Annotated in this window: 19 protein-coding genes and 1 tRNA gene; 2 read left to right on the forward strand and 18 right to left on the reverse strand. The window is 61.1% G+C overall.

Going from position 1 to position 24,773, the window contains the following annotated elements:
- The first annotated feature begins 20 nt into the window (after positions 1 to 20).
- Positions 21 to 1,586 (forward strand): S41 family peptidase, encoded by a 1,566-nt coding sequence (locus tag QB898_RS02920; protein ID WP_279523712.1) that lies wholly within the window; start codon positions 21 to 23, stop codon positions 1,584 to 1,586.
- Between the two features lie 960 nt (positions 1,587 to 2,546).
- Positions 2,547 to 3,869: a solute carrier family 23 protein gene (locus QB898_RS02925; protein WP_279523713.1), complete on the forward strand. Its 1,323-nt coding sequence runs from the start codon at positions 2,547 to 2,549 to the stop codon at positions 3,867 to 3,869.
- A gap of 726 nt (positions 3,870 to 4,595) precedes the next feature.
- Here the strand turns inward: QB898_RS02925 and QB898_RS02930 are convergent.
- From QB898_RS02930 to gspD, 18 genes are all read right to left on the reverse strand, one after another.
- Positions 4,596 to 5,264 carry a heme biosynthesis HemY N-terminal domain-containing protein gene (locus QB898_RS02930; protein ID WP_279523714.1) on the reverse strand — a complete coding sequence of 223 codons (669 nt, stop codon included), beginning with the start codon at positions 5,262 to 5,264 and terminating at the stop codon, positions 4,596 to 4,598.
- Between the two features lies 1 nt (position 5,265).
- Entirely contained in the window at positions 5,266 to 6,423 is a 1,158-nt protein-coding gene (locus QB898_RS02935) for a uroporphyrinogen-III C-methyltransferase (RefSeq protein WP_279523715.1), read from the reverse strand.
- 472 nt (positions 6,424 to 6,895) lie between these two features.
- The gene (gene hemH, locus QB898_RS02940; protein ID WP_279523716.1) at positions 6,896 to 7,924 is read right to left on the reverse strand and encodes a ferrochelatase; all 1,029 of its coding nucleotides are present in this window, start codon (positions 7,922 to 7,924) and stop codon (positions 6,896 to 6,898) included.
- A 200-nt stretch (positions 7,925 to 8,124) separates the two neighbouring features.
- Positions 8,125 to 8,649 carry a DUF4124 domain-containing protein gene (locus QB898_RS02945; RefSeq protein WP_279523717.1) on the reverse strand — a complete coding sequence of 175 codons (525 nt, stop codon included), beginning with the start codon at positions 8,647 to 8,649 and terminating at the stop codon, positions 8,125 to 8,127.
- Between the two features lie 191 nt (positions 8,650 to 8,840).
- Positions 8,841 to 9,452: an ATP-dependent Clp endopeptidase proteolytic subunit ClpP gene (gene clpP / locus QB898_RS02950; protein WP_102283032.1), complete on the reverse strand. Its 612-nt coding sequence runs from the start codon at positions 9,450 to 9,452 to the stop codon at positions 8,841 to 8,843.
- A gap of 98 nt (positions 9,453 to 9,550) precedes the next feature.
- The gene (tig, locus tag QB898_RS02955) at positions 9,551 to 10,879 is read right to left on the reverse strand and encodes a trigger factor (RefSeq protein ID WP_279523718.1); all 1,329 of its coding nucleotides are present in this window, start codon (positions 10,877 to 10,879) and stop codon (positions 9,551 to 9,553) included.
- A 108-nt stretch (positions 10,880 to 10,987) separates the two neighbouring features.
- Entirely contained in the window at positions 10,988 to 11,188 is a 201-nt protein-coding gene (locus QB898_RS02960; protein ID WP_082203248.1) for a DNA gyrase inhibitor YacG, read from the reverse strand.
- Entirely contained in the window at positions 11,185 to 11,940 is a 756-nt protein-coding gene (gene zapD, locus QB898_RS02965) for a cell division protein ZapD (protein ID WP_279523739.1), read from the reverse strand. Before zapD ends, QB898_RS02960 begins: the two co-directional genes overlap by 4 nt.
- A gap of 33 nt (positions 11,941 to 11,973) precedes the next feature.
- Positions 11,974 to 12,579: a dephospho-CoA kinase gene (coaE, locus tag QB898_RS02970; RefSeq protein ID WP_279523719.1), complete on the reverse strand. Its 606-nt coding sequence runs from the start codon at positions 12,577 to 12,579 to the stop codon at positions 11,974 to 11,976.
- 21 nt (positions 12,580 to 12,600) lie between these two features.
- Positions 12,601 to 13,542, reverse strand: coding sequence for a prepilin peptidase (locus QB898_RS02975; protein ID WP_279523720.1), 942 nt, complete (start codon positions 13,540 to 13,542; stop codon positions 12,601 to 12,603).
- Positions 13,543 to 13,545: 3 nt separating this feature from the next.
- A complete protein-coding gene (locus tag QB898_RS02980; RefSeq protein ID WP_050715821.1) occupies positions 13,546 to 14,775 on the reverse strand; it encodes a type II secretion system F family protein in 1,230 nt (409 codons plus the stop codon).
- 34 nt (positions 14,776 to 14,809) lie between these two features.
- Positions 14,810 to 16,534 carry a type IV-A pilus assembly ATPase PilB gene (gene pilB / locus QB898_RS02985; RefSeq protein WP_279523721.1) on the reverse strand — a complete coding sequence of 575 codons (1,725 nt, stop codon included), beginning with the start codon at positions 16,532 to 16,534 and terminating at the stop codon, positions 14,810 to 14,812.
- Between the two features lie 160 nt (positions 16,535 to 16,694).
- Positions 16,695 to 16,771: transfer RNA gene (locus QB898_RS02990), tRNA-Pro, on the reverse strand.
- Between the two features lie 28 nt (positions 16,772 to 16,799).
- Positions 16,800 to 17,780: a polyprenyl synthetase family protein gene (locus QB898_RS02995; protein WP_279523722.1), complete on the reverse strand. Its 981-nt coding sequence runs from the start codon at positions 17,778 to 17,780 to the stop codon at positions 16,800 to 16,802.
- 53 nt (positions 17,781 to 17,833) lie between these two features.
- Positions 17,834 to 18,964, reverse strand: coding sequence for a WG repeat-containing protein (locus QB898_RS03000; protein ID WP_279523723.1), 1,131 nt, complete (start codon positions 18,962 to 18,964; stop codon positions 17,834 to 17,836).
- A gap of 11 nt (positions 18,965 to 18,975) precedes the next feature.
- On the reverse strand, positions 18,976 to 20,919 hold the full coding sequence (locus QB898_RS03005) for a RecQ family ATP-dependent DNA helicase (protein WP_279523724.1): 1,944 nt from the start codon (positions 20,917 to 20,919) through the stop codon (positions 18,976 to 18,978).
- Positions 20,920 to 20,959: 40 nt separating this feature from the next.
- Positions 20,960 to 22,360, reverse strand: a complete 1,401-nt coding sequence (locus QB898_RS03010) for a GspE/PulE family protein (protein ID WP_279523725.1) — start codon at positions 22,358 to 22,360, stop codon at positions 20,960 to 20,962.
- Positions 22,360 to 24,768, reverse strand: coding sequence for a type II secretion system secretin GspD (gene gspD / locus QB898_RS03015; protein WP_279523726.1), 2,409 nt, complete (start codon positions 24,766 to 24,768; stop codon positions 22,360 to 22,362). The genes QB898_RS03010 and gspD overlap by 1 nt, the downstream gene beginning before the upstream one ends.
- Between the last annotated feature and the right edge of the window lie 5 nt (positions 24,769 to 24,773).

Below are 24,773 nucleotides of genomic sequence, written 5' to 3' on the forward strand. Positions count from 1 at the left end.
CCTGAAAACCCGACACCCCCATGAGCCAGAAACTCAAAATCGCGGGCTGGCTGTGCGCGGGCGCGCTGGCTGGCGCGCTTGGCACGGCCTCGCTGCAATCTGCGGCCCGCAACAGCAACCTCGCCCCGCTGCCCCTGCACGAGCTGGAGCAATTCGCCGCCGTCTTCGGCATGATCAAAAGCGACTATGTCGAGCCGGTGGACGAGAAAAAACTCATCACCGACGCCATCGCCGGCATGGTCTCCAGCCTCGACCCGCACTCGCAGTACCTCGACAAAAAAACCTATCAGGAATTTCGCGAAGGCTCCAGCGGCCGCTTCGTCGGCCTGGGCATTGAAATCACGCAGGAAGACGGGCTGATCCGCATCGTCTCGCCCATAGAAGACAGCCCCGCCTACCGCGCCGGTCTGCTGCCGGGCGACCTCATCACCAAGATTGACGACACCGCCGTGCGCGGCCTCTCGCTGAGCGACGCCGTCAAGCGCATGCGCGGCGAGCCGAACACCAAAGTCACCCTCACCATCTTCCGCAAGGACGAAAACCGCACCTTCCCCGTCACCATCACCCGCGCCGAAATCCGCACGCAATCGGTCAAAACCAAAATGGTCGAGCCGGGCTACGCCTGGGTGCGCCTCTCGCAATTCCAGGAACGCACGGTGGAAGACTTCGTGCGCAAAGTCAGCGATCTGTACGAAAAAGACCCCCACATCAAGGGCCTGGTGCTCGATTTGCGCAACGACCCTGGCGGCCTGCTGGACGCGGCCGTAGCCATCTCCGCCGCCTTCCTGCCCAAAGACGTCACCGTGGTCACCACCAACGGCCAAATCGCCGAAAGCAAGGCCACCTTCCGTGCCTCGCCCAGCGACTACATGCGCCGCCCCGGCTCCGACCCGCTGGCCCGCCTGCCTGCCGCGCTCAAGAAAGTGCCGCTTGTCGTGCTCGTCAATGAAGGCTCGGCCTCCGCCAGCGAAATCGTCGCTGGCGCACTGCAAGACCACAAGCGCGCCACCATCATGGGCAGCCAAACCTTTGGCAAAGGCTCCGTGCAAACCGTGCGCCCGCTCGGCCCCGACACCGGCCTGAAAATCACCACTGCCCGCTACTACACGCCCAAAGGCACCTCCATCCAGGCGCGCGGCATCGTGCCCGACATCATGGTCGATGACACCGCAGAAGGCAGCCCCTACGCCTCGCTGCATGTGCGCGAAGCCGATCTGGAAAAACACCTCAGCGGCGCAGGCGAAGCGAAAAAAGACCCCGCCCTTGAAAAAGAGCTGGAAAAAGAGCGTGAAGAAGCCATCAAGCGCCTGGAAGCCGAATCCAAAAAACCCGCCAGTCAGCGCCGCCCGCCCGACTACGGCAGCGAAAAAGATTTCCCCTTGCAACAGGCCCTGGCCAAGCTCAAGGGGCAGCCCGTGAAAGTAAGCAAAACGCTGACCGAACGCAAAGTGGCCGCAGACCGCCAGGACGGCGCGGACAAGGCGGCCGAGCGAATTTCCAGCAAGCCCGCGCCCAAGCCGGCTGGCGACAAAACAGAGCAGCGGCAAGACAAAACGCCGCAAAAAGATAAATCGCAAGACAAATAAAAAAGGGCCGTGAAGGCCCTTTTTTATTGCGCGAGACATTTTTTGCTGCCCTGCGTTTTATAAATGTCCCATGCCCGCCATGAGGCGGCTCATGCGCCCCTGAATCATCAAGATGCTTGATGACCTTTTATGCGGCGCTGTAATCCCGCGTGCTCAATTCACTTTTGTTGCAGGCCGGGATCTTCAGAACCTGTTCAGAGTCCGGCCATGAGGGCGAAAGAACGGATGAACTTTGGGCGGCAGGCACCAGCCACAGACGGGCATCAGACAGAGCTATTTTTTGCTCCTCTATCAATAGCATGATGTCCTAGTGAAAACTGCGCAGGGCCGTTTTTTTGGCCGCTCAAATTTGCTCTCTTCTTTGAGGTGTTCTGCTCCCTGAAGCCTATTGATGGCTTGACCGCAAGGAGACGTAGAACCAAGCAGGGCTCCAGCCCGTTTTCCCTTGTTCGACGTCTCCAAGGAACAAAGCGCCCAAGCGGAGCTAAAAACAACCTGCGTAGCGCAAGAGAAAAAAGGCTGTAACCGCATCTTGAATGCATAGTTGATGTCTTGGTGGAAATGGCGCAGAACAGGTTTTATTCAATTGGGTTAGATCCTGTTTTTGAGGCTGTCAGGGTTGCTGCGGGCACCGCAGCACCCATGATCTGGCTTGGTTGAAGGACTTGGAAAAACACGCGCCGCGTTGCATGGCGATATTGGGGAAAACCTGATGCTGGTGATGTGCGCCAGCCGCTACAGTCGCGCCCGCCGTGAAAACAGCGGCGCGCGGAAATTCAGGGGGAAATTTGCCACTTTCGGCGGCATGTCCCGCTGGCCCGCGCAGAACGCATATCCACACAAACAAAGGAGACATACATGCCAATGCAGCGTGAATACGGCCAGGAACACCCTTTCTGGCCCTTGGGACCATTCAAATTGAGGCTGCCTTTCATTCATTACCGGTGGGAATTTCCGGAAATGATTCAGGCTTTTCTGATGTTCGTGGTCAGCCTGGGCATGATTCCCTTGCTTCAGCAATATCTGGGGCTGCCGTACGAAGCTGCGCTGGCGGGCGTGGTGATTTGCGGCATTGGCTTCATGCTGCCCGCGCTGATGGGCGTGCCGCTGGTGCCGGGCTGGATTACGCCGGCCATTCCGGTGGTGCTGCTGTATTTGCAGAATTTCGAGCCGGGGCCGGAAGCCGTCAAGGCAATGGTGGCGCTGCAAATCGAGGTTTGCGTCATTTTCCTGGTGCTTGGCATCACGGGCCTGGGCGACAAGCTGGTCACGCTGATTCCCAATTCGCTCAAATGCGGCATCATCATCGGCGCGGGCATTGCCGCCATGATGGGGGAGCTGAAAGCGGGCGGCCGTGTTTCGAACGCGCCCTTTTCCATTTTGATGGGCGCGATGATCGCCGCCTATATTCTTTTTTCGCTCTCATTCAAAAGCGTGGTGCTGCGCAGCCGGGCAGCCAAAATCATTTCCAATTTCGGCATGGTGCCCGGCATTGTGGTTGCCATGCTGATTGGCTGGGTGATAGGCGAATTTCCGCTGCCCGATATTCAATGGGGTATTACCAAACCCGATTTCGGTTTGCTGTTCAGCCATTTGGCCTTTAACGTGGGCTGGCCTGACTGGAACATGTTTCTGCTGGCTGCGCCCACGGCGGTGATTGCCTACGTGATTGCCTTTGGCGATATTCTGGTGGGCTTTACGCTTGTCAAGCGCGCCGATCACCAGCGCCCCGATGAAGTGATCGAAAACAACGTGACTCGCGCGCACCTGGTCACGGCCATTCGCAATGCGCTGCATGCCGTGCTGGCCCCTTGGCCCGGCCTGGCCGGACCGCTGTGGACGCCCGTGCAGGCTGTCATTGCCGAACGCTACGCGCTGGGCCGCAAGTCCATGGATACCCTCTACGGCGGGCAGGGCGTATTCTGGATTTCGGGCTTTCTGGCGCTGTTTGTGCTGCCGCTGGTCTCGATGTTCAAACCCGTGCTGCCGTTGGCGCTGTCGCTGTCGCTGATTCTCACGGCCTATATCTGCATCATGGTGGGCATGGAAGAGCTGAAAGACTCCGCCGAACGCGGTGTGGCAGGCATTGTGGCCGTCACGCTGGCCATGCCCGATACCAAAGCCACCATTTACGCCATCGTGGCCGGGCTGGTGCTGTATTTCCTGATTGAGCGTCAGAATGCCGCCAGCCGCAAGAAGGGCGAGCTGTCCATGATTTTGGACACCACCGAAGCCATTGAGGCCGCCGACGAAAAAGGCGTGGTCAGCCCGGCACAAAAGTGATAACGCCATTTGCCGCCCTGTCCGCACAAAACGCGCCAGGATCAGCGCAAAGCCAATAAAGCTGCGCGGCGGTTATTCAAGGTAATAATAAAAAGGGCCTTCCCGGCCCTTTTTGTTTGCCAGCCAATACGCCCTGCGTGAGCGCGCCAAGGCCATGCGAAAAGAAATGGACGAAACCGGAGCGCAGTAACAAAGCCGCCCGCGCGCAGCCGCTTTCTGGCGCAGCGCGGCTTTGTTTATATCCAGCCCCTGGAATAATGAGATGCTGCATCAAATATACGAATTCAAAGATGCAGAATTACAAAGCGGAAACAGGCCCAATGCCCGCTGAGTGAAAAATCAATCTTGGCTGATTTTTCCACCCAAGCGTCAAATCCAAAAAAAGCGTACGTTTACAGGCGTGCATGCGCCAAATCATAATAAACAACGCGAAATCCATAAACAGATGATGCTCCAGCGTCACGACAGCCGCCGCCCGCCTGTTTGAAGTTGGTCCGTAAGAGCTAAAAGCGCGGACTCGGGCGGTTTATGACGTTGCAAATGCTTTGTCAGGCAGCACTGCCTGTTCGCGGCTTACGCCTTGCAGTCGCTCCAATCCGCTCTTTTCCCCTCATGGCCAAACTCTGGACCGTCTCCCATAAAAAGGAGCAAATTTGAGGGGCAATAAAACACTGTTTCGCGCATTATCAATAGCTGGATATTGCGCAGATTCGTATTTTTGCCCCTTTATATTTGCTCCTGTTTTTGAGGCGTCCTGGCAGGCTCTTGCCCACCGCCGGGTTCCTGCCGGATGGCGGCTTGGCCGCTGGCCGCCAGCACGCGGCGGCCAGCAGGCACGGTGTCGGCTGCGCTATCGGCAGATGCGGCTGGCGCGGCTGGTTCAGCGGCGGATGGGGCCAATGGCTCCAACTGCGTCAGCGCCGCCAGAGCCGCCTGGGCCTGCCGCCAGTGCCGCTGCCGGGCGGGGCCAGTCTCGCAGGCGGCGGCCATCAAGTGCGCCTGCGCTTGCAAGGCCCAATCCTGCGCGCCAGCGGCGGCCAGTGCGGCGGCGGCGGCTTGCCGGGCTTGCGCCGTGCGGCCAGCCAGACGGTGCGCCCAGGCTTCGGCCAGGCAGGCTTCGGGCGGGCGGGCAGGCGCGCGCCGCCCGAATCTGGCAAACCGGGCCAGCGCAGCGGCAGGCCGCCATGCCTTGCGCAGCGCCAGGCGGCCCGCGTGCAGCAGCAGCGCCGCCGCCAGCAGCAACAGCAGCGCCAGGTTGGCAGATACGTCCACCCGCCAGGGCGGCCAAAACAGCGTGACCGTGCCCCGGTTGCCGCCCATGAGCAGCGCCAGCGCCACGGCGCAGGCGAACAGGCCCAGAAACCACAGCACGGCGCGCATGAGGGCGTTGTTCACTTCAGAACTCTCCGGTGCGGGCGTCTTCATGGGCGGCCGGGCGCGTGTGGGGCTGGCCTTGCGTGTCAGGCGTGGCGTTGGCTTTGGCGCTGCCGTTTGCGTCGGTATCTGCCGCATTGGCGGCGCTGATGGCCTCGGAGCTGGCGCTGGCTGCGTCAGCCAGCGCCGCCAGCGTGGCGCTGGCGCTGGGCATGGGCGCGCCTTGCAGGGCTGCCTGCGCTTGCCGCAGGCGCGCCAGCGCGTCGCGCGTGGCCTGCGCCTGCGGCGCGAATAGCTCGCCCAGCATCTGTTCGGCGCGGGCCAGGTCGGCCTGCGCGGCATCGCGCCGCCCGGCCAGCAAGGCCAGGCGCGCGCCTTGCAGGCGCAGCTTCACGTGCTGGCGCACGAAAAACACTTGCTGCGGCGTCATCATGCTGGCGTCGGGCCGGTCGATGCGGCTCACGCGCACCAGCCGCCCGGCGCCAGACCAGGCTTCGCGCCACGCGCGCTGCCACCACGGGGCGGGGGCGGCTTCTGGCGGCGGCTCCTGCGCATCAGAGGCGTCCGCCGCGTCATTGGCGGCGGGAATGGCATCTACCTGCCCCCACAGTGCATCCAGTTGCGCCAGCAGGCTGGCGATGTCGGGCACGTCTGCCGACTGCGCGCGCTCCAGGTCTTGCCGCGCGGCGCGAGCGGCGGCGGCCAGGCGTGGATTGGCGGCCTGGCTGATGCGCTCTTGCACCAGATGCAGCGCCGTTTGCAGGGGCGTTACGTCGCCTGAGAGGCGGGCCTGGATTTGCGCGGCCTCCAGCATGGCGGCCAGGTCGGTCACCAGGCTGTCATCGCGGGCGCGCACGGCGGTTTGCAGCAGCTCGTCTGTCTGCCGCTGCCAGGACAGCAGCTCGTCCAGGCTGCCTTCGGCGACTGCCAGCCGGGCCTTGGCGGTTTGCGCCATGCCCTGGGCCTGCCGGGCCTGCGCCTGCGCCTCGTCCGCCTTGGCGCCGCTGGCGGCGCTTTGACGGGCCAGCTGCTCTTGCGTGTGCGCCAGCTTTTGCCATAGCAGCGCGCTGGATGTGAGCGCCAGCACGGCCACCGCCCACAGCAGCATTTGCTGAACGCCTGCCAGGCGCGGCGCGGGCGCGGCAAGAGATGAAACAGGCGCAGGAGCGGGGGCGGTCATGCCCAAATTGTAGGAAACGGTTGCAGTTTTGCCAGCTTCCCGGATGGAGCGGCGCCGCCGCTGGTCATGCCCGCTTTCAGGTTTGCGGCGGCCACGGCCTTGGGGCGCGCCCATGGCCCGCTGGCGCTCATGGCACTGCTCATGGGCAGGATGGCGCTGTCTGTTTGCATCAGAAACAGGAGCAAATTCAAGGGGTATGAAATGCCATCTCGCGCAGTTTCTACTAGGACATTATGCTATTGATACAGGAGCGGATAAATCGGCGCATTCATATCCTGCGCATGGGTTGCCTGCGTCTTTTCCGCTCGGGGCGTTTTTTCCAGCCTGTGGGCGGGCATGAGCGGGAACGGGGCATGAGAGCCTTGCGCGGCCCTGTTCGCAGGCGGTGGGTCGCTGGAAGGGCGAACCCGGACGGTTTGCGGCCTTGCAAATCTTCGCGGGGCCGGAAGCGGGCGCGGGCCTGCCTGGCGCGCTACGCGGCTGGCCAGCCCTGGAGGTGTTGCTGCACCAGGGACACGAGGGCGCGGATCCAGTCCGGGTCGTCATTGAGCGCCGGGATGTAGTGGAATTCGCGTCCGCCCGCGTGCAGGAAAGTGTCGCGTGCGTCTTCGGCGATTTCTTCCAGGGTTTCCAGGCAGTCGCTCACGAAGCCGGGGCAGGCCACGTCCACACGGCCTGTGCCAGCTTGGCCCAGGCGCGCCAGCGTGGGCGCCGTGTAGGGCTGCAGCCATTTGGCGCGGCCAAAGCGGGACTGGAAGGTGGTTACGTATTGCCCTTCGCGCAGCCCCAGCGCCTGCGCCAGCAGCCGCGCGGTTTCATGGCACTGCTGCGGGTAGGGGTCGCCCAGGTCGGCCATGCGCTGCGGCAGGCCGTGAAAGCTGAGTAACAGCACATCAGGCCGCCCATGCGCCTGCCAGTGCTGGCGGATGCGCCCGGCCAGCGCCGCCACATAGCCCGCATGGGCGTGAAAGGCCCCGGCCAGCCGCAGCTCGGGCAGGCTGCGCACGGTGCGGCCCCAGGCGAATACGGCGTCATGCACGCTGGCCGTGGTGGTGGCTGAATATTGCGGGTACAGCGGCAGCACCAGTATGCGTGCGCAGCCCTGCGCCTTGAGCGCGTCCAGCTCCTGCGCAATGGCGGGCTGCCCGTAGCACATGGCATGACGCACGGCTACGCGCAAATCTGCTTCGTGCAGGTAGCCGCGCAGCAGACTGGCCTGCTTTTTTGACCAGGCCAGCAAAGGCGAGCCTTGCTCAGTCCAGACAGTGCGGTACTTGGCCGCAGAGCGCGCCGGGCGCGTGCGCAGCACCCAGCCATGCAGCACGGGCAGCCACAGCGCGCGCGGCGCTTCCACGATGCGCGGGTCGCCCAGGAACTGCGCCAGATACCGCCGCACAGCCGGCGTTGTGGGCGCTTCAGGCGTGCCCAGGTTGCACAGCAGAACGCCCGTGCCGGAAGGCGCGGGGGCGTCGGCGGGAGCGGGTTCGGGGCGGTAGCGCATGAGCTGGAAGGAGCGTGCGGATCAGGGATCAGAAAAGCGGGCAGCGGCAGCGCGGAAATGCAAGGAGCTTGCGGAAGCGGAAAAGGCGCGCCTTCGGGGTGGGTTTCTGGACGGGGGCCGGGCCTGCTTCGCAAGCGTTCAATCGGCCTCAAGCCCCCGTGAAATCAGCGCGGGCAGCTATTGTTCTGATAGTGAATGCGTCATTGGACCGCCTGCTGCCGGAGGGCCTGGAGGGCCGGGCCGCTGCAAAAAGCGTTCATCTGTTGCGGGGCGGCCTGGCGGGTGAGCCTGGCTTGCTCCGTGGCGCGGGCCATCAGCTCGGCGTAGCGGCCGCTGTTTTCGTATTGGGCGTAGGCTTGCCGCCTGTTTTGCCGCCATTTCTGATACAGGGGCATGCCCTGCTCGTTGAAGTCTGGCAGGTGCTTGCAGCTTTCAACAAGGGAGTCAGTGGCCACGAGGCGCAGGATGGCTTCGTCAGCGCTGGCATCGCCCGCCGCAGGGCCGCCGCCGGCTTGCGCGGCAGCGCCTTTGCCAGGCTGCTGGGCGGCAGACGGCGGCGCGGCTGGCGAGCGCGGGCTTGCCACGGCGCTTTGCCGGGCGCTGGCAGGGCAGGGCTGCTCCTGATAGCTCACTTTGCCTGCGGCGTCCGTGCATTTGTTGATGGCCCAGGCCCCGCCAGGGGCCAGGCAGGCCAGCGTCAGAAGAAAGAAAGCAGTGGTTTTCATAGGGCGTCCAGAACCTGTTCAAGGTTTGGCTGTGAAAGGGCAAAAGTGCGGATCGGGATGGGCGGCAAGACGCAGACCGCAGATGGCGCAGATGGGCTTTGCGGCTACTTGCTGCCCATCGAAGATTTGCGACGCCTGCAAACGCCCGGGGCCGCGTTTTTTGCATCCACGGGCAGACTTTGAGCGGGTTCTCAGGCGCGCTTTTCGACGACGCTGTCAATCAGGCCGTAATCCTTGGCTTCGGGCGCGGTCATGTAGTAGTCGCGCTCGGTGTCGTGCACGACTTTTTCATAGGGCTGGCCGGTGCGCTCGGCCAGGATGCGGTTCATCTGTTCCTTGGTGCGCAGCAGATCGCGCGCCTGGATTTCGATGTCGGTGGCCTGGCCGCGCGCGCCGCCGAGCACCTGGTGAATCATGATTTTGCTGTTGGGCAGGCTGTAGCGTTTGCCCTTGGCGCCTGCGGCCAGAAGAAACGCGCCCATGCTGGCGGCAAAGCCCAGGCACATGGTGGAAACATCAGGCTTGATGAACTGCATGGTGTCGTAAATGGACAGGCCCGCCGTGACGCTGCCGCCGGGGGAGTTGATGTAGAAGGAAATGTCCTTGTCGGGGTTTTCGCTTTCGAGAAACAGCAGCTGGGCCACGACGAGATTGGCGCTCTGGTCATTGACTTCGCCCACAAGGAAGATGACGCGCTCTTTGAGCAGGCGCGAATAGATGTCAAAGGAGCGCTCGCCCCGGCCCGATTGCTCGATGACCATGGGGATAAGGCCGAGATTGCTGGCAGGTTCCTGGATGTGCATGCGTGTTCTCCTCAAGAAGTGACCGGCGGAAAAATGGGGCTTGGCCTGTGCGGCTCAAGCCCCCTTGGGTGCGAATGGGCTGCGCCTGTGTGTTCGGGTCAGGCGGCGGCTGGCGCAGCGGCAGCGCTCATCAGCTCATCAAAGCTGAGGGTTTTTTCGGTGACTTTGGCATGGCTGAAGACGTAGTCCGCCACGTTGGCTTCCAGCACCATGGCTTCAACATTGGACAGGCGGTTGGCGTCCTGGAAGTACCAGCGCTCCACTTCAGCGGGGCGCTCATAGCTGGCCGCCAGTTCCTTGACCTGCGTCTTGATTTGCTCTGGCGTGGCCTGAAGCTTGTGGGCATTGACCAGCTCGGCCAGCACCAGGCCCAGACGTACGCGGCGCTCGGCATTGGAGCGGAAAAGGTCTTCCGGCAGATCAACCTTGTCGGCATCCTTGATGCCACGGGCTTTCAGGTCGGCGCGGGCGTTTTCGCTCATGCGGGCCACTTCGGCCTGCACGCTGGCCTTGGGCACGTCAAATTCGGTTTTGGCCGTGACCGCATCCAGCGCGGCTTGCTTGTTGCGGGCGGCCACGCGGAATTTGACTTCGCGCTCCAGGTTCTTGCGCACATCGGCGCGCAAGCCCTCAATGGTGGGGTCGGCCACGCCCAGGGATTTGATGAAGGCTTCATTCAGCTCGGGCAAATGGGCGGCTTCAATGTTCTTGAGCGTGACGAGAAAGTCAGCCGTTTTGCCCGCCACTTCCTTGCCGTGATAGTTTTCAGGGAAAGAGAGCGGGAAAGTCTTGCTTTCTCCCGTTTTCATGCCGCGCACGGCATCTTCAAACTCTTTAAGCATCTGGCCTTCGCCAAGGATGAAGACGAAGTCATCGGCCTTGCCGCCTTCAAACGGCTCGCCGTCGAGCTTGCCGGAAAAATCGATGGTGACGCGGTCGCCTTCTTCAGCAGGGCTGCCTTTGGCGCGCTGCGCGAATGTGCAGCGCTGCTTGCGAAGAATGTCGATGGTGCGGTCAATGGCGTCTTCGCTGACCTCGGCAGACAGTTTCTCGACCTCAACGGCGGACAAATCGCCCAAGTTGATTTCGGGAAAAACCTCGAACACGGCATCGAAAACCAGCTGGCCTTCAGGCGCGTCGCTTTTTTCAGTGATGGTGGGCTGGCCCGCCACGCGCAGCTTGGCATCAGCGGCTTCCTTGAAAAAAGCCTCGCCAACCTTGTCATTGACCACTTCGTACTGCACGGAATAGCCATAGCGCTGGGCAACGATGTTCAGCGGGACTTTGCCAGGGCGGAAGCCATCCATGCGCACCGTGCGGGCGAGTTTGCGCAAGCGGGCTTCGACTTCGCTGCGGATGGAGTCCGCAGGCAAGGTGAGCGTCATTTTGCGCTCCAGCTTTTCAAGGGTTTCGATGTTGGCAGCCATATTTGTTCCGGGTTGCAAAGGTGATTTGGCAGGATGCGCGCTCAGGAAAGCGCCATTCCGAAAGAGCGGGCCAGAAAGGAGTTCCGGGCGCAAGGAAAACCGGGCATTTTAGCTTGCGCTGCCCGCATCAAGGCCCGGGTCTTCAGGGGAAGCCAGACGGAAGCTTTCATTGGCCCATGCGCCCAGATCATGCAGTTTGCACCGTTCGCTACAGAAGGGGCGAAAGCGGTTTTCAGGCGCGTACAAGCTAGGGCGGCCGCAAGAGGGACACTTGACGTGGCGCGGGGCAGGCGGCTGGGCTTCAGTCATGAGCAAAGCGCCAGCTCGAAGGCCACATCATCAGCCACGGGTGCGCTTTTGTTCCCGGCTAGCTGCTGCATGAACTGTATGGATATCAGCAGCCGGTTGCCGCTGATTTTGGGAACAACATTCATTTTTTTGGGAAGAGATAGCCGTATGAGCTGCACCTGGCGGCCCTGAGGCAGCGCATGCTGGAACTGGCCTTGCTGCGCTTGCGCCATTTGCGGCGTGCCAGAGTCGCGCAACATATGCAAAAGAAGTGTCAGAGCATTGGCCAGCGGCTGCAAGTGTGAAGTCCAGCGGCTCAGATCAGCCAGGCGGGCGTCAGCGTGGCCTTCTTGCCAAGCGTGATATGCAGGCAAGTCAAAGGAGCAGGTGCCGCCCGGTATGAAAATGCGGCTGCGAACACTCATCAGCCAGTCATCTTCCGTCAGTTGGCTGCAGGGCTTGCCGTGCTGGCGCTTGAGAGTGGAAAAAGCGTTTTCCACATAACCGGCAAAGGCTTCCAGCGCCTCTTGGGCGATGGCCGGGTTGCCGCGTTGGGCGGACAGATAGGCTTTGTGGTTTTCCAGATCTTTCAGCACATCAGTCTTGATGTCGATCCGGCCGGCCATGTCCATGATTTCAAACAAGGTGACCAGCGCAAAATGGTGATCCAAGGCAGCCGTATGGGCTAGCAAACTGCTCAGGCGATGAAGAAGGTGCTCCAGTCGCAAGTAAGTGCGGATGCGCTCGTTAAAGGGGTATTCGTACAGGATCACGCGAAAGCGGGCACGGGCTGGCAAAGGGGCGCATCATAGTCCGAAGCGGGGAAGAAGTGCTTCAAGCTGCTTCTCCAACGCTTGCAGCGTTGTGCCAGCATCATTGGTAATCACAAAGTTGGCCATAGCTAGCCGCTGCGCCCGGCTGGCTTGCGCAGACAGAATGTGCATCACTTCTTCGCGGGAAAGTTGGCTACGGGCCACGACGCGGGTAATTTGCACTTCTTCCGGACAATCAACGATCAGCAGCGCGTCAATGCGAGATTGCCAGCGCGCGAAATTCTCAATCAGCAGCGGAACATCAAACACAACGCAGCGCACGCTGCGCATGGCTGCCTCACGTGTCTGCTCTTCCAGTGCCTGTTCAACCAGCGGGTGAAGGATGGTTTCCAGGCGCTGCCTTGCAGCCGGATCAGCAAAAATCATTTGCCGCATTGCGCTACGGTTCAGCGCGCCATCCGGGCCAATGACATGAGTTCCAAATTGAGCGGCAATAGCTGGAAGCGCTGCGCCATGAGAGGCGGTTAACGCACGTGAAATGGCATCGGCGTCAATGACGGCTGCGCCACGTGCGGCAAGCATCTGCGCGACAGTGGTTTTGCCGCTGCCTATGCCGCCAGTCAATCCCAACCGAAACACGGGAAGATTGGATAAAGAGCTTCAGGCGCCCAGCCCGATGGCGCGCAAAATGCTGGCGGGGCTGAAAATCATGGCGGTCAACCCAGCCAGCGCCAGAAAAGGCCCAAAGGGCACATAATGCCCTTCTCTAAGATTATTGCAGAACTTCATGCCAATTCCAGCAAGCGCGCCAATGACAGAAGCCATCAGAATAATCGGTATCAATGCATTCCAGCCAAACCAAGCCCCCAAAGCTGCGAAAAGCTTGAAATCGCCATAACCCATGCCCTCTTTTCCCGTAAGCAACCTGAATGCCCAATAAATGGACCACAAAAAGAGGTAACCCGCCATCGCCCCAATTACGGAATGGGATAGCGGAACAGCTGTCAAATGAAGCAACGATGCCAGTAAACCGCCCCAAACCAGAGGCAGGGTCAAATCGTCAGGTAATAGTGTCGTGTCCCAATCAATCATGGTCATGACGATCAGAAAGGCAGAAAACGCCGCCCATGCCACGCCAGAAGCTGTCAGGCCCCATTGCCAGCCGCACCATGCAAATAGAAGCCCTGTCGCCAGTTCGATGGCGGGATAGCGCCATGAGATACTCGCATTGCAGCCAGAGCATCTGCCGCGCAGGAATACCCAGCTGAATATTGGGATATTCTCGAACCAGCGAATTTTATGCCCACAGCTTTGGCATCGTGAAGACGGCATCATGAGATTGAATCTCGGCAAATCTTCAACCGCCTGCATGATATGCCGTCCAACCGCTTCCATATTTTCAGGGGCAGTAGTCCGTGAACCGAAACTTAGCGCCCATAGGGTCTTCTCATCTGCGGTAGTGCCGGAAATATTCGATCCTGCTTCATGAAGCCAGGATCGATACATCATTTGAGGCAGACGATAAATAACGACATTGAGAAAGCTGCCAACCAGAAGTCCAAAAATCAGATAGATTATTGCATCTATAGTATTTTCGTGCATATCTCAGACAACAGAACCCAGCTTGAAGATCGGCAAATACATTGAGACAACAATGCCGCCAATAATGGTTCCAAGGAAAACAATAATGATAGGCTCCATCAGGCTTGACAGTCCGGCAACCATCTCATCAACTTCGGCTTCGTAGAAGTCGGCCGCTTTGCCAAGCATATGGTCAATGGAGCCCGATTCTTCGCCAATGGCAGTCATTTGTATAACCATGCTCGGGAATACATTTGCATTGGACATGGCATTTGTCAGGCTGGTGCCAGTCGAAACTTCCTGTTGGATTTTTTGAGTTGCCGACTTATAAATATAGTTACCTGCCGCGCCGCCAACTGAATCCAAGGATTCAACAAGAGGAACGCCAGCAGCAAACATGGTCGAGAGGGTCCGCGTCCAGCGCGCAATCACTGACTTTTCAATCAGATTGCCAAAAATTGGTATTTGTAAAAGCAGCCGATCCATGAACATCTGCATTTTCTCATTTCTCTTCCATGACTGCAGGAAAAAATACACCCCACCAAATATTCCGATAAATATGATATACCAGTATTTTACGAAAAATTCGCTCATGGCGATCACAAAAAGCGTTGGCGCTGGCAAATCTGCGCCAAAATTTTCGAAGACGCTCTTGAATGCCGGGATGACAAAGATCATGATCAAGGCAACGACCACGAATGCCACGACAATAACGGCAACCGGATACATCAATGCTGATTTGATTTTTGATTTAATGGCTTCCGTCTTTTCCATGTAAATGGCAAGACGATCCAGAAGATCTTCCAAAATACCCGCCGCTTCCCCGGCCTCTACCAAATTGCAGTAGAGGGTATTGAAATAGAGTGGATGTTTCCGAAAGGCCGATGACAAAGAAGAGCCTGATTCCACATCGGTGCGAATGTCATTGAGCAGCTTGGCAACGCTGGGGTTGGTACTGCCCCGACCAACAATGTCAAAGGATTGCAGCAACGGCACGCCCGCCTTCATCATGGTGGCGAGCTGTCGGGTGAATATGGCTATGTCTTTGGGCGCGATCTTTTTGCCAGACCGCATCCGGCGCTTGCGCACTTTTGTTACTAAAATGCCTTGCCTGCGCAAGGTAGCTTGGACCTGATGCTCGCCGGCGGCTCGCAACTCGCCCCGAACAATTTTGCCGTTGCGATCTTTACCTTCCCATTCAAAGATAACTTCTTTGACGGATTTCATGTTTGGGCGTGAGGCTGCTGTTGCCATATTCAGTGCGCTCCCTTGGGATCTTTGAAAGGGTTTATTCGTTAGTAACGGCCAAGACTTCTTCAAGCGAAGTGACGCCTATTTTTACTTTGTGCAGACCAGACTCACGCAATGAACGGACTCCCTCAGAGCGAGCCTGGTCTGATATCTCCAGGGCGCTCCCATCAGCGAGAATAATGCGCTGCATCTCTTCTGAAATAGGCATGACTTGATAGATGCCGACCCGGCCTTTATAACCGTTGTTGCATGCGTCGCATCCGACAGGTCTGTAGGGTGTCCAGCTTCCATCCAGATCTTTTTCTGTAAACCCGGCCTCTAAGAGAGCTTCATTGGGTATATCAGTGGGCTCCTTGCATTTTGGGCAGAGTCGCCGCGCCAAGCGTTGGGCTGTGATAAGAATGACGCTGGATGCGATGTTAAATGGGGCGATCCCCATATTTCGCATGCGCGTTAACGTCGTCGGAGCATCGTTGGTATGCAGTGTGGATAATACTAAATGCCCTGTCTGGGCCGCCTTGATGGCAATGTCAGCTGTTTCCAGATCACGAATTTCACCTACCATGATGATATCCGGATCCTGACGGAGAAAGGCCCTGAGGGCGACAGCAAAAGTCAGGCCAGCCTTGTCATTCATATTGACCTGGTTGATGCCAGGCAAGTTGATTTCAGCCGGATCCTCTGCAGTGGATATATTGACTCCTGGCTTGTTTAACAAGTTGAGACAAGTATAGAGCGAAACAGTTTTGCCAGAGCCAGTGGGGCCGGTAACGAGAATCATGCCATAGGGGCGCTCAATGGCCGTCATCAAACGCTCTTTTTCAATTGGTTCGTAGCCGAGGGCATCAATTCCCAACTTGGCGCTGCTCGGGTCCAGAATACGGATCACGATTTTTTCGCCAAACAGGGTGGGCAAGGTGCTGACGCGGAAATCAATCACGCGATCAGGCCCCAGTTTGAGCTTCATGCGGCCATCTTGCGGCACGCGTTTTTCGGAAATATCAAGACGTGAAATAACCTTGATGCGAGATGCCAGTTTTTCTTTGATGCCGGGTGGAGGACTGGCAATTTCGCGCAATTCGCCATCAATGCGAAAACGCACCCGGTACATGAATTCGTAGGGTTCAAAATGCAAGTCAGAGGCGCGCATACTGACGGCGTCTACCAGCATTTTTTGCAGGAAGCGAACGATAGGAGTGTCTTCGCTGTCATCTTGTTCAGCATCTTCTTCGGCTTCATTGGGGCTGGCGGCATCTTCGCCAAATTCGAAGTCGTCGGCGCTGATGCCGTCCATTCCATCGCCTGTGCCGCGCGTGGCTGTCTCGATCAGATGGGAAAGTTTGTCATATTCGGCAATGACCCATTCCACACCCATCTGGGTGGCGAACTTGACTTTTTCTGCAGCTTCGTTATCCGTGGGATCAGCTGTTGCGATGATGAGCCGGTTGCCTCTCTTGCTTAGAGGCAGGATGCGGTATTTGACGATCAGCTTGCGATCGATCAGATCCTGTGGGAGGCGGTTGGGGTCAATGGCCGCGGCGTCAATGAGCGGCGCCGCGAATGCAGCGGAGATGGTGTGCGCCAGGTCGAAGGCGGAAACAGCGCCGGAGCCTGTTAGCTCCGCAATGAAATTTTTGTTGGACTGCTGCGCCTTCTTGTAGAGGTCTTCAGCGGCTTGCTGGCCGAGCTTGCCAGTCATGACCAGCGTGTGCGCCAAGCCGGGCAGAGGCGCTGCTTGTGCGGGGGATTCAACGGTTGCCATCGGTGACCAAAGATTTGCAGACTAAAGTTATCTGTCAATCATCGTCGAATGGTGAGTTTTTGTAAATCAAAAAGACGGCGCAATGTGTGAATGAATCGACACAATACGCGTTTTCCTATGGGGGAGTGTTGTTTTCCAGCAGGTTGCTGTCTGAACCAGCTGGTCGGGGTGAGAGGATTCGAACCTCCGGCCTCTACGTCCCGAACGTAGCGCTCTACCAGGCTAAGCTACACCCCGTATGCGGGCGGGAAGGCTGAAGGAGATTTCAGGTCCGCCGTTGCAAAAGTTGAGTCGCCAATTCTATCATTGACTGACTATGAGGATTGGCGGGCAGCAAGGCAGCTGCGCGAATGGCGCTTTCAGCCTGGCGGGCGGCTACTTCGCGCGCGCCTTGCAGCGCGCCGCTTTGGCGCACGATGGAGATGATGGCTTCCATGTCTTGCGCACTGCCTTCTTCCACGGCGCGGCGCACAACAGCCGCTTCTTCGGCGCGGCTGCGCTGCATGGCGATGATGAGCGGCAGCGTTGCTTTCCCTTCGCGCAGGTCGTCGCCCAGGTTCTTGCCCATCTCATGGCTGTCACCGTCATAGTCGAGTACGTCGTCAATGATTTGGAAGGCGGTGCCCAGGGATCGGCCGTACTCGACGCAGGCGGCTTCCATGGCGGCGCCGCTGTCGGCGAGCACGGCGCCCAGGTGGGCGCTGGCTTCAAACAGTTTGGCGGTTTTGGAACGAATAACGTGCAGATAGGCCGCTTCATCGAGCGTGGCGTTATGAATGTTCATGAGCTGAAGCACTTCGCCTTCGGCGATGACGTTGGTGGCATCGGCCAGGATTTGCATCACGCGCATGTTGTTGCTGTCCACCATCATCTGGAAGGCGCGCGAGTAGAGAAAGTCGCCGACCAGCACGCTGGCCGGGTTGCCAAAAACCTCGTTGGCCGTGCTGCGGCCGCGCCGCAGGGTGGATTCATCGACCACGTCGTCATGCAGCAGGGTGGCCGTATGGATGAATTCGACCACGGCGGCCAGATTGAAGCGTTGCTCCCCCTTGTAGCCCAGGGCGCCGCAGGCCAGCAGCAGCAGAACCGGGCGCAAGCGTTTGCCGCCGGAAGAGATGATGTAGCGCGCCACTTCGCCAACCAGTGGCACGCCGGAGTCCAGCCGCTGCGCAATAGTGGCGTCAACCTGGCGCAGGTCATCGGCGACGAGAGCGAGAATTTTCTGGATGGATGAGGATACGGGCACAGTTGAAAACCGCTTGCAGAAAAATAGGGAAAATTATAGCCAGCGCGAAGTAATTATTTCTTGTCGCAGGCGGCGCTGAATTTGCGGGGCCAGATAATCTCGTCGCCAGCATTTTTGACCACGGTTTGGCCGCAAACCCTGTCTTGCCGGACAATCCATTGGCCGCGCGCGTCAATGAATCCGGGTAATTCCGTTTTGCTCTGAATGACTTTGGCCCACGGGCGGTTTTCAAATGGAGAAACTTCCGTGAATTGCGCGGCAATGGCCCAGTCGCCGCGTTCATTCAAATAGCCGGCCAGCCCATTTTGTTTGGCTCCAGCCAGGCCGTTGGCTTCAAAATCGTCCGCTTCATCAAAGTGAACCGGAATAACCCAGCGGCCAAAGGCATTCACATAGCCCCATTTCCCGTTTTGCTGGGCGCGCGCCAGTCCGTTGGCTGCGAAGGGGCGGGCTTGTTCAAACTGTGCAGGCACGGCCCAGTTGCCCCGTTGGTCAAGAAAACCATGTTTGCCGCCCTGGCTGGCAGGAGCCAGTCCGTTGGCGGCAAAGTCGCCCGCGCTGTCGAATTTGGCGGGAATGGCCCAGGCGCCGCTGGCGTTGATATAGCCCCATTGATCAGGGGCTTGGCCGGAGCTGGCTGCGGCCAGGCCATTAGGGGCGAAAGGGCGCGCCCTGGCAAAACGCGCGGCAATTTTCCATTGGCCCTGGGCATCCAAAAAACCAGATAAACCGTCTTGCCGCGCAATGGCCAGCTGATTGGCGCCGAATGAGCCAGCCTGCGCAAAAGTCATTTTGAATGCCTTTTGGCCTTTTTCATTGATGTAGATATCACGCTTGTCTTTGCGGACGACGGCCAGATGATTTTCAGAAAACGGCGCGGCGGCATCGTATTGCGGCTTGATTTTCCATTTTCCGTGGGTATCAATATAGCCATATTTGCCGTTATGGCGGGCCGGAGCCAGCCCGTTGCGTGAAAAGGGGTGGCGTTCGTCGTCATTTTGGGGGCGGGCGGGCGGAGAGATGGCCCAGCTTTGGCTGGCGGGATCGTAATAGCCGTTTTGCACGGGTATCCAGGCCAGCCAGGCAGGAGGGGCGTCGTTGGCTTGGGCAGCGGCTTTTTCGGCGGTCCAGGCTGGGGCGGAGGCGGCCAGACAGAGCAACAGGGCGAAGAGGCGGAATTTCATGGCGGACGGATTCAGTGAGCGGAAGCGGCCAGGCAGGCGTCGAGCACAGCCTGCCCGTATCGCTCCAGTTTGGTGGCGCCGATGCCGCTGACGCCTTGCAGGTCTTGCAGCGCTTGCGGGGCGCGGGCGGCGATGGCGGCCAGGGTGGCGTCGTGAAAGATGACGTAGGCGGGCAGGTTGTGCTCGCGGGCGGTTTCGGCGCGCCAGGCCTTGAGAGCGGCAAAGCGCGCCTGGGCAGCGGCGTCCAGCTCGGCAGCGGCGGGCGCGGGCGCTTTGTGAGCGGGCGCCTGGCGCTTGCGGGTTTCTTTTTTGGCGCTGGCGGCGGCCCGCAAATGCACGGGCTGCTCGCCGCGCAGGATGGGGCGGGCAGGCTCCAGCAGGCGCAAGGTGTTGTAGGAAGCGGCGTCTACTTGCAGCGCGCCCAGGGCGATGAGCTGGCGCAGCACGCTGCGTAGCTGGGCTTCGCTGTATTCGCTGCCGATGCCGAAAGTGGAGATTTGCTGATGGCCGAATTGCGCGACCTTGTCCGTCGGCTTGCCGCGCAGGATGTCCATGATGTGCCCCGCGCCAAAGCTGATGCTGCTCATCTGCTGCACGCGGTAGATGGTGGACAGCAGCTTGCGGGCGCAGTCGGTGGCGTCCCACACTTGGGGCGGGTTCAGGCAGTTGTCGCAGTTGCCGCACCAGTGGTCAAAATGGCCGTTTGTCCTAGTGGAATCTGCGCCGGCAGCTATCTTTTTGGTAGTGCCACGGGGCCTGGGCGCCATTTCCTCGCCAAAGTAGGCCAGCAGGCGGGCGCGGCGGCAGTCGGTGGCTTCGGCCAGGGCCAGCAGGGCATCGAGCTTGCCGCGCATCACCTGCCGGAAGCTTTCTTCGGCCGGGCTTTCATCAATCATGCGGCGCTGGTTCACCACGTCTTGCAGGCCGTAGGCCATCCAGGCGTCGGCGGGTTCGCCGTCACGGCCGGCGCGGCCCGTTTCCTGGTAGTAGCCCTCGATGTTCTTGGGCATGTCCACGTGGGCGACAAAGCGCACGTCCGGTTTGTCAATGCCCATGCCAAAGGCGATGGTGGCGCACATGACGATGCCGTCTTCGCGCAAAAAGCGGCTTTGGTTGTGCTGGCGCTCGGCGGCGGGCAGGCCGGCGTGGTAGGGTAGGGCGGTAATGCCGTGGGCGTTCAGCGTGGCGGCCATGTCTTCCACGCGCTTGCGCGACTGGCAATACACCACGCCCGCTTCGCCCGCGTGTTCGCGTTCGATGAATTGCAGCAGCTGCCGCGTGGGGTCTTTTTTCTCGACGATGGTGTAGCGGATGTTGGGCCGGTCAAAGCTGCTCACGAACTGTCGCGCGCCTTGCAGCCGCAGCCGCTCGATGATGTCGGCGCGCGTGAGCGCATCAGCCGTGGCGGTGAGGGCAATGCGCGGCACGCCGGGCCAGCGTTCGTGCAGCAGCGTCAGCGCCCGGTATTCGGGGCGGAAGTCGTGCCCCCACTGGCTCACGCAGTGCGCTTCGTCGATGGCGAAAAGGCCCAGCTGCCCACGCGCGTGCAGCGCATCCAGCAGCTCCAGAAAGCGCGGCGTGGTCACGCGCTCGGGCGCGGCGTAAAGCAGCGTGATGTGCCCTGCCAGCAGCTGCCGCTCCACGGCCTGGGCCTCGCGCCAGTCTTGCGTGGAATTGAGGAAGCTGGCGGCCACGCCCGCTTCGTGCAGTGCGTCCACCTGGTCTTGCATGAGCGCGATGAGCGGCGAGATGACCAGCGTGGCGCCATGCCCGGCCCGCTGGCGGGCAATGGCCGGAATCTGGTAGCACAGCGATTTGCCGCCGCCCGTGGGCATGAGCACCAGCGCATCGCCGCCGCCCGTGACGTGTTCGATGATGTCCTGCTGCTGCCCCCGGAAGCTGGCGTAGCCGAAGACTTCGCGCAGGATGTCTGCCGGGGCCTGAACTGCGGGCATGGTGAGTGAAAAGCGTGCAGGGATGGCGGTTGGCGGCCAGTCAGTCGCGCGTGACGCGCAGCACTTCTTCGCGGCTGGTTATGCCTTGTTCCACCAGCCGCGCGCCGTCGTCGCGCATCAGGGTCATGCCGCCAGACAGGGCCTGGGCGCGGATGTCCGCCTCGGGCGCCTGGCCGTGAATCTGGGCGCGAATGGCGTCATCCACGGTCAGCAGCTCGAACACGCCGATGCGCCCCTGGTAGCCCGTGCGCCCGCAGGCCTCGCAGCCTTTGCCGTGGCAGGTGGCGCAGTATTTGCGCACCAGCCGCTGCGCCAGCACGCCCAGCAGGGAAGATGACAGCAAAAACGGCTCCACGCCCATGTCGGTCAGCCGCGTGATGGCGCTGGGCGCGTCGTTGGTGTGCAGCGTGGCCAGCACCAGGTGGCCCGTCAGGCTGGCCTGAATGGCGATCTGCGCCGTTTCCGCATCGCGGATTTCGCCAATCATCACCACGTCCGGGTCTTGCCGCAAGATGGCGCGCAGCGCGCGGGCAAAGGTGAGTTCAATGCGCGGGTTCACCTGCGTCTGCCCCACGCCCGGCAAGTCGTATTCGATGGGGTCTTCCACCGTCATGATGTTGCTGTGCGCCGCATCCAGCCGCGCCAGGCTGGCGTACAGCGTGGTCGTTTTGCCGCTGCCTGTGGGGCCGGTCACCAAAATGATGCCGTGCGGCTGGTGAATGAGTTGCTCAAAGCGTTGCAGCACGCCGCCTTGCATGCCCACGGCTTCCAGCGTGAGGCGGCTTTCAGACTTGTCCAGCAGGCGCAGCACCGCCCGCTCGCCATGCGCGCCGGGCAGGGTCGATACGCGCACGTCGATGGCCCGCGTGCCCAGCCGCAGGCTGATGCGGCCATCTTGCGGCAGGCGCTTTTCGGCAATGTCCAGCTCGGCCATGATCTTCAGGCGGCTGATGAGCGCGGCGTGCAGCGCGCGGTTGGGCTGCACCACCTCGCGCAGCGTGCCGTCCACGCGAAAGCGCACGCTGGAGTGGCGCTCGTAAGGCTCAATGTGAATGTCGCTCGCGCCATCGCGCGCGGCCTGCGTGAGCAGCGCGTTGAGCATGCGGATGATGGGCGCGTCGTCCGCCGCCTCCAGCAAGTCTTCCACGGCAGGCAGCTCCTGCATGATGCGCGAGAGGTCCACGTCAGACTGCACTTCGCTGACCACGGCGGCGGCGCTGGATTCGCCCTGCGCGTAGGCGTTGCTGATGCGCTGGGCCAGCGTGGCTTCGTCCTGCACTTGCAGCGTCAAGGGCCGCTCGCCCTGGCCGTGGCAGCGCAGCGCCTCGCCCAGGCTGGCGCGGTCGCTGCGCGGGCTGGCCCACAAGGTGAGCGTCTGGCCGTCGTCTTCCAGCAGCAGCAGGGCCGCGCGCGCGAAGGCGTAGGGCAGGGGATAGCGCATCAATCCCCCATGTAGTTGGCTTCGCCGGAAGCGGGCATGCGGAAAGAAGAGCGCTTTTCCTGCCGCGCCATGCCGGGGGCGGGGGCCGCGCTGCCGTGGTTCAGGGGAGCGGGCGGCGCTTCGTTTTTCCACTCATCCTTGTAAAGAGGCTGGGCGGGCGGCATGACGGGCGCGATATTGACCTTGAGCACGCTGCTCGGATCGGGCTGGTTGTCCTGCTGTGCGGCGCGCATCATGTCGTAGCGGCTCACGGAATACTGCTCGGTCGAAGGCGCGTCGCGCACCACCACGGGGCGCAGAAACACCATCAGGTTGGTTTTCACGTAGCCGCGCTCGCGGCTTCTGAACAGATTGCCCACCACGGGCACGTCGCCCAGCACGGGCACCTTGCTTTCCTTTTCGGCGTAGTTGTCTTCCAGCAGGCCGCCCAGCACCACGATGGAGCCGTCTTCCACCAGCACGCTGGATTCAATGGCGCGCTTGTTGGTCGTGGGGCCTTGTGCGGCGTTCTGTGTTTCCTTCACCACGCTGGAGGTTTCCTGGTAGATCACCATCTTCACGGTGCCGTTTTCGCTGATTTGCGGGCGCACGCGCAAAGTCAGGCCCACGTCCTGGCGGTCATAGGTCTGGAAGGGGTTGAGCGCGGCGTTGGAGCCGCCCGTGTTGGTGTAGCTGCCCGTCACGAAAGGCACGTTCTGGCCCACGATGATCTTGGCTTCCTCGTTGTCCAGCGTGAGCAGCGTGGGCGTGGACAGCACATTGCCCGTGCCCGTGGCTTGCAGGAAGTTGGCCAGCGCGCCCAGCGTGAACAGGCCATTGACGCGGTGGCCGAAGGCCAGATTCATGCCTTGAGCGGGCATGACCACGTTGCGGTCGGACGATGGCATGCCGTTGCGAAACTGGCTGGCCAGCGAAATGATGTTGGTGCCGCCCGTGTTGTAGTTGGTGCCGATGATGCCCACGTTGGCCCCGTCGCGGCGGCCGACCAGCCCTTGCCACTGGATGCCGAATTCGGCCGCCTTGTCGGTGCGCACTTCGGCAATCAGGCTTTCCACGAATACCTGCGCGCGGCGCTCGTCCAGCTTGTTGATGACTTCGCGCAGCTCGCGGTACACCGGCCCCGGCGCGCTGATGATGAGCGAGTTGGTGGCCGGATCGGCCTGAATTTGCCCGCCGGTGGAAGGCTGGTTGTCGCCCTCGGCGTCGATGCTGGGGCCGGTATTCAGCCCGCTGCCGCTGCTTTGCACGCTGCTGCTGGCGCTGTTGCGGCTGCTGGAGGAGGAACCCGTTGAGGCGGCCGCCGCCGCGCTGGCTGCGCCGCCGGTTGCGCCTTGCTGCTGCCCCGGCAGGGCCGCCAGTGCGGCGCGCAAGGTCACGGCCAGCTTCACCGCATCGGCATTTTTGAGGTGGACGATGTGAATGTTGCCGCTGCTGCCGTCGTCATGCGTGGCCGAAGGCAGGTCCAGCTGCTGGATCAGCCCCTTGATCTGCGCCAGTTTGGCCGGGTTGGCCGCGCGCACGATGATGGAATTGCTGCGCGGCTCCGGAATGAGCGTGGTGGGAAAGACGCCGCTGCCCGCGCTGGCCTGCACGGCCATGTTGCCGTTGCCGGGCGCGGCGGGCATGGCGCTGCCGCCCGCCTCGGCCAGGCGCAGCACCAGCGGCGCCAGGTCGGCGGCCACGGCGTGCTTGAGCGGCACCACCTCCACGCCCGTGGCGTTGGAGATGTCCAGCGCGGCGATGATGCGGCCCATGCGTTGCAGGTTGTCGCTGTAGTCGGTGATGACCAGCGCGTTGCCGCCGGGGCTGACGTTGATGGTGTTGTTGGGGCTGATCAGCGGGCGCAGCACGGGCACCAGGTTGGCCGCGTTTTCATGCATGAGGCGGAAGATTTGCGTCTGCACCTGCCCGCTGCCGGTGCTCCGCGGCGTCTGCGTCCGCACGCTGCCGCTGCGCAGCTTGGCTTCGGCCTCGGGCAGCACCAGCGACATGCCATCGGTTTCCACCACCGAAAAGCCTTGCGTGCGCAACTGCGCCGCAAACAGGCGCATGGCCTCGGCAGGGGTGACGGCAACGGTGCTGGACAGCGTAATCGTGCCCTTCACGCGCGGGTCCACCACCACGTTGCGGCCGCTGAGCGTGGCCATGGCGCGCGCGACGGCCTCGATTTCGGCATTTTCAAAATCCAGCGTCACGTCAGCTTTTGAGTCGCGCCGGGGCGCGCCAGACGCCGCCTTCTGTGCCTTGGGCTGGCTGGCAGCCTTCTGGGCCGCTTTTGGGCTGGCCTTGCCGGACGCCTGCGCCGCCTGCGGCAGGGCCGGCATCGCGCCAAGCGCCAGGCAGGCGGACAGACAGGCGGCCGCCAGCGGCGGGCGGCGATGGCCTTTGAAAGAGAGAAGCTGGCTCATGCGGA

The organism is Ottowia cancrivicina (genome assembly GCF_029813755.1).
In the GTDB taxonomy this organism is placed as follows: domain Bacteria; phylum Pseudomonadota; class Gammaproteobacteria; order Burkholderiales; family Burkholderiaceae_C; genus Ottowia; species Ottowia massiliensis.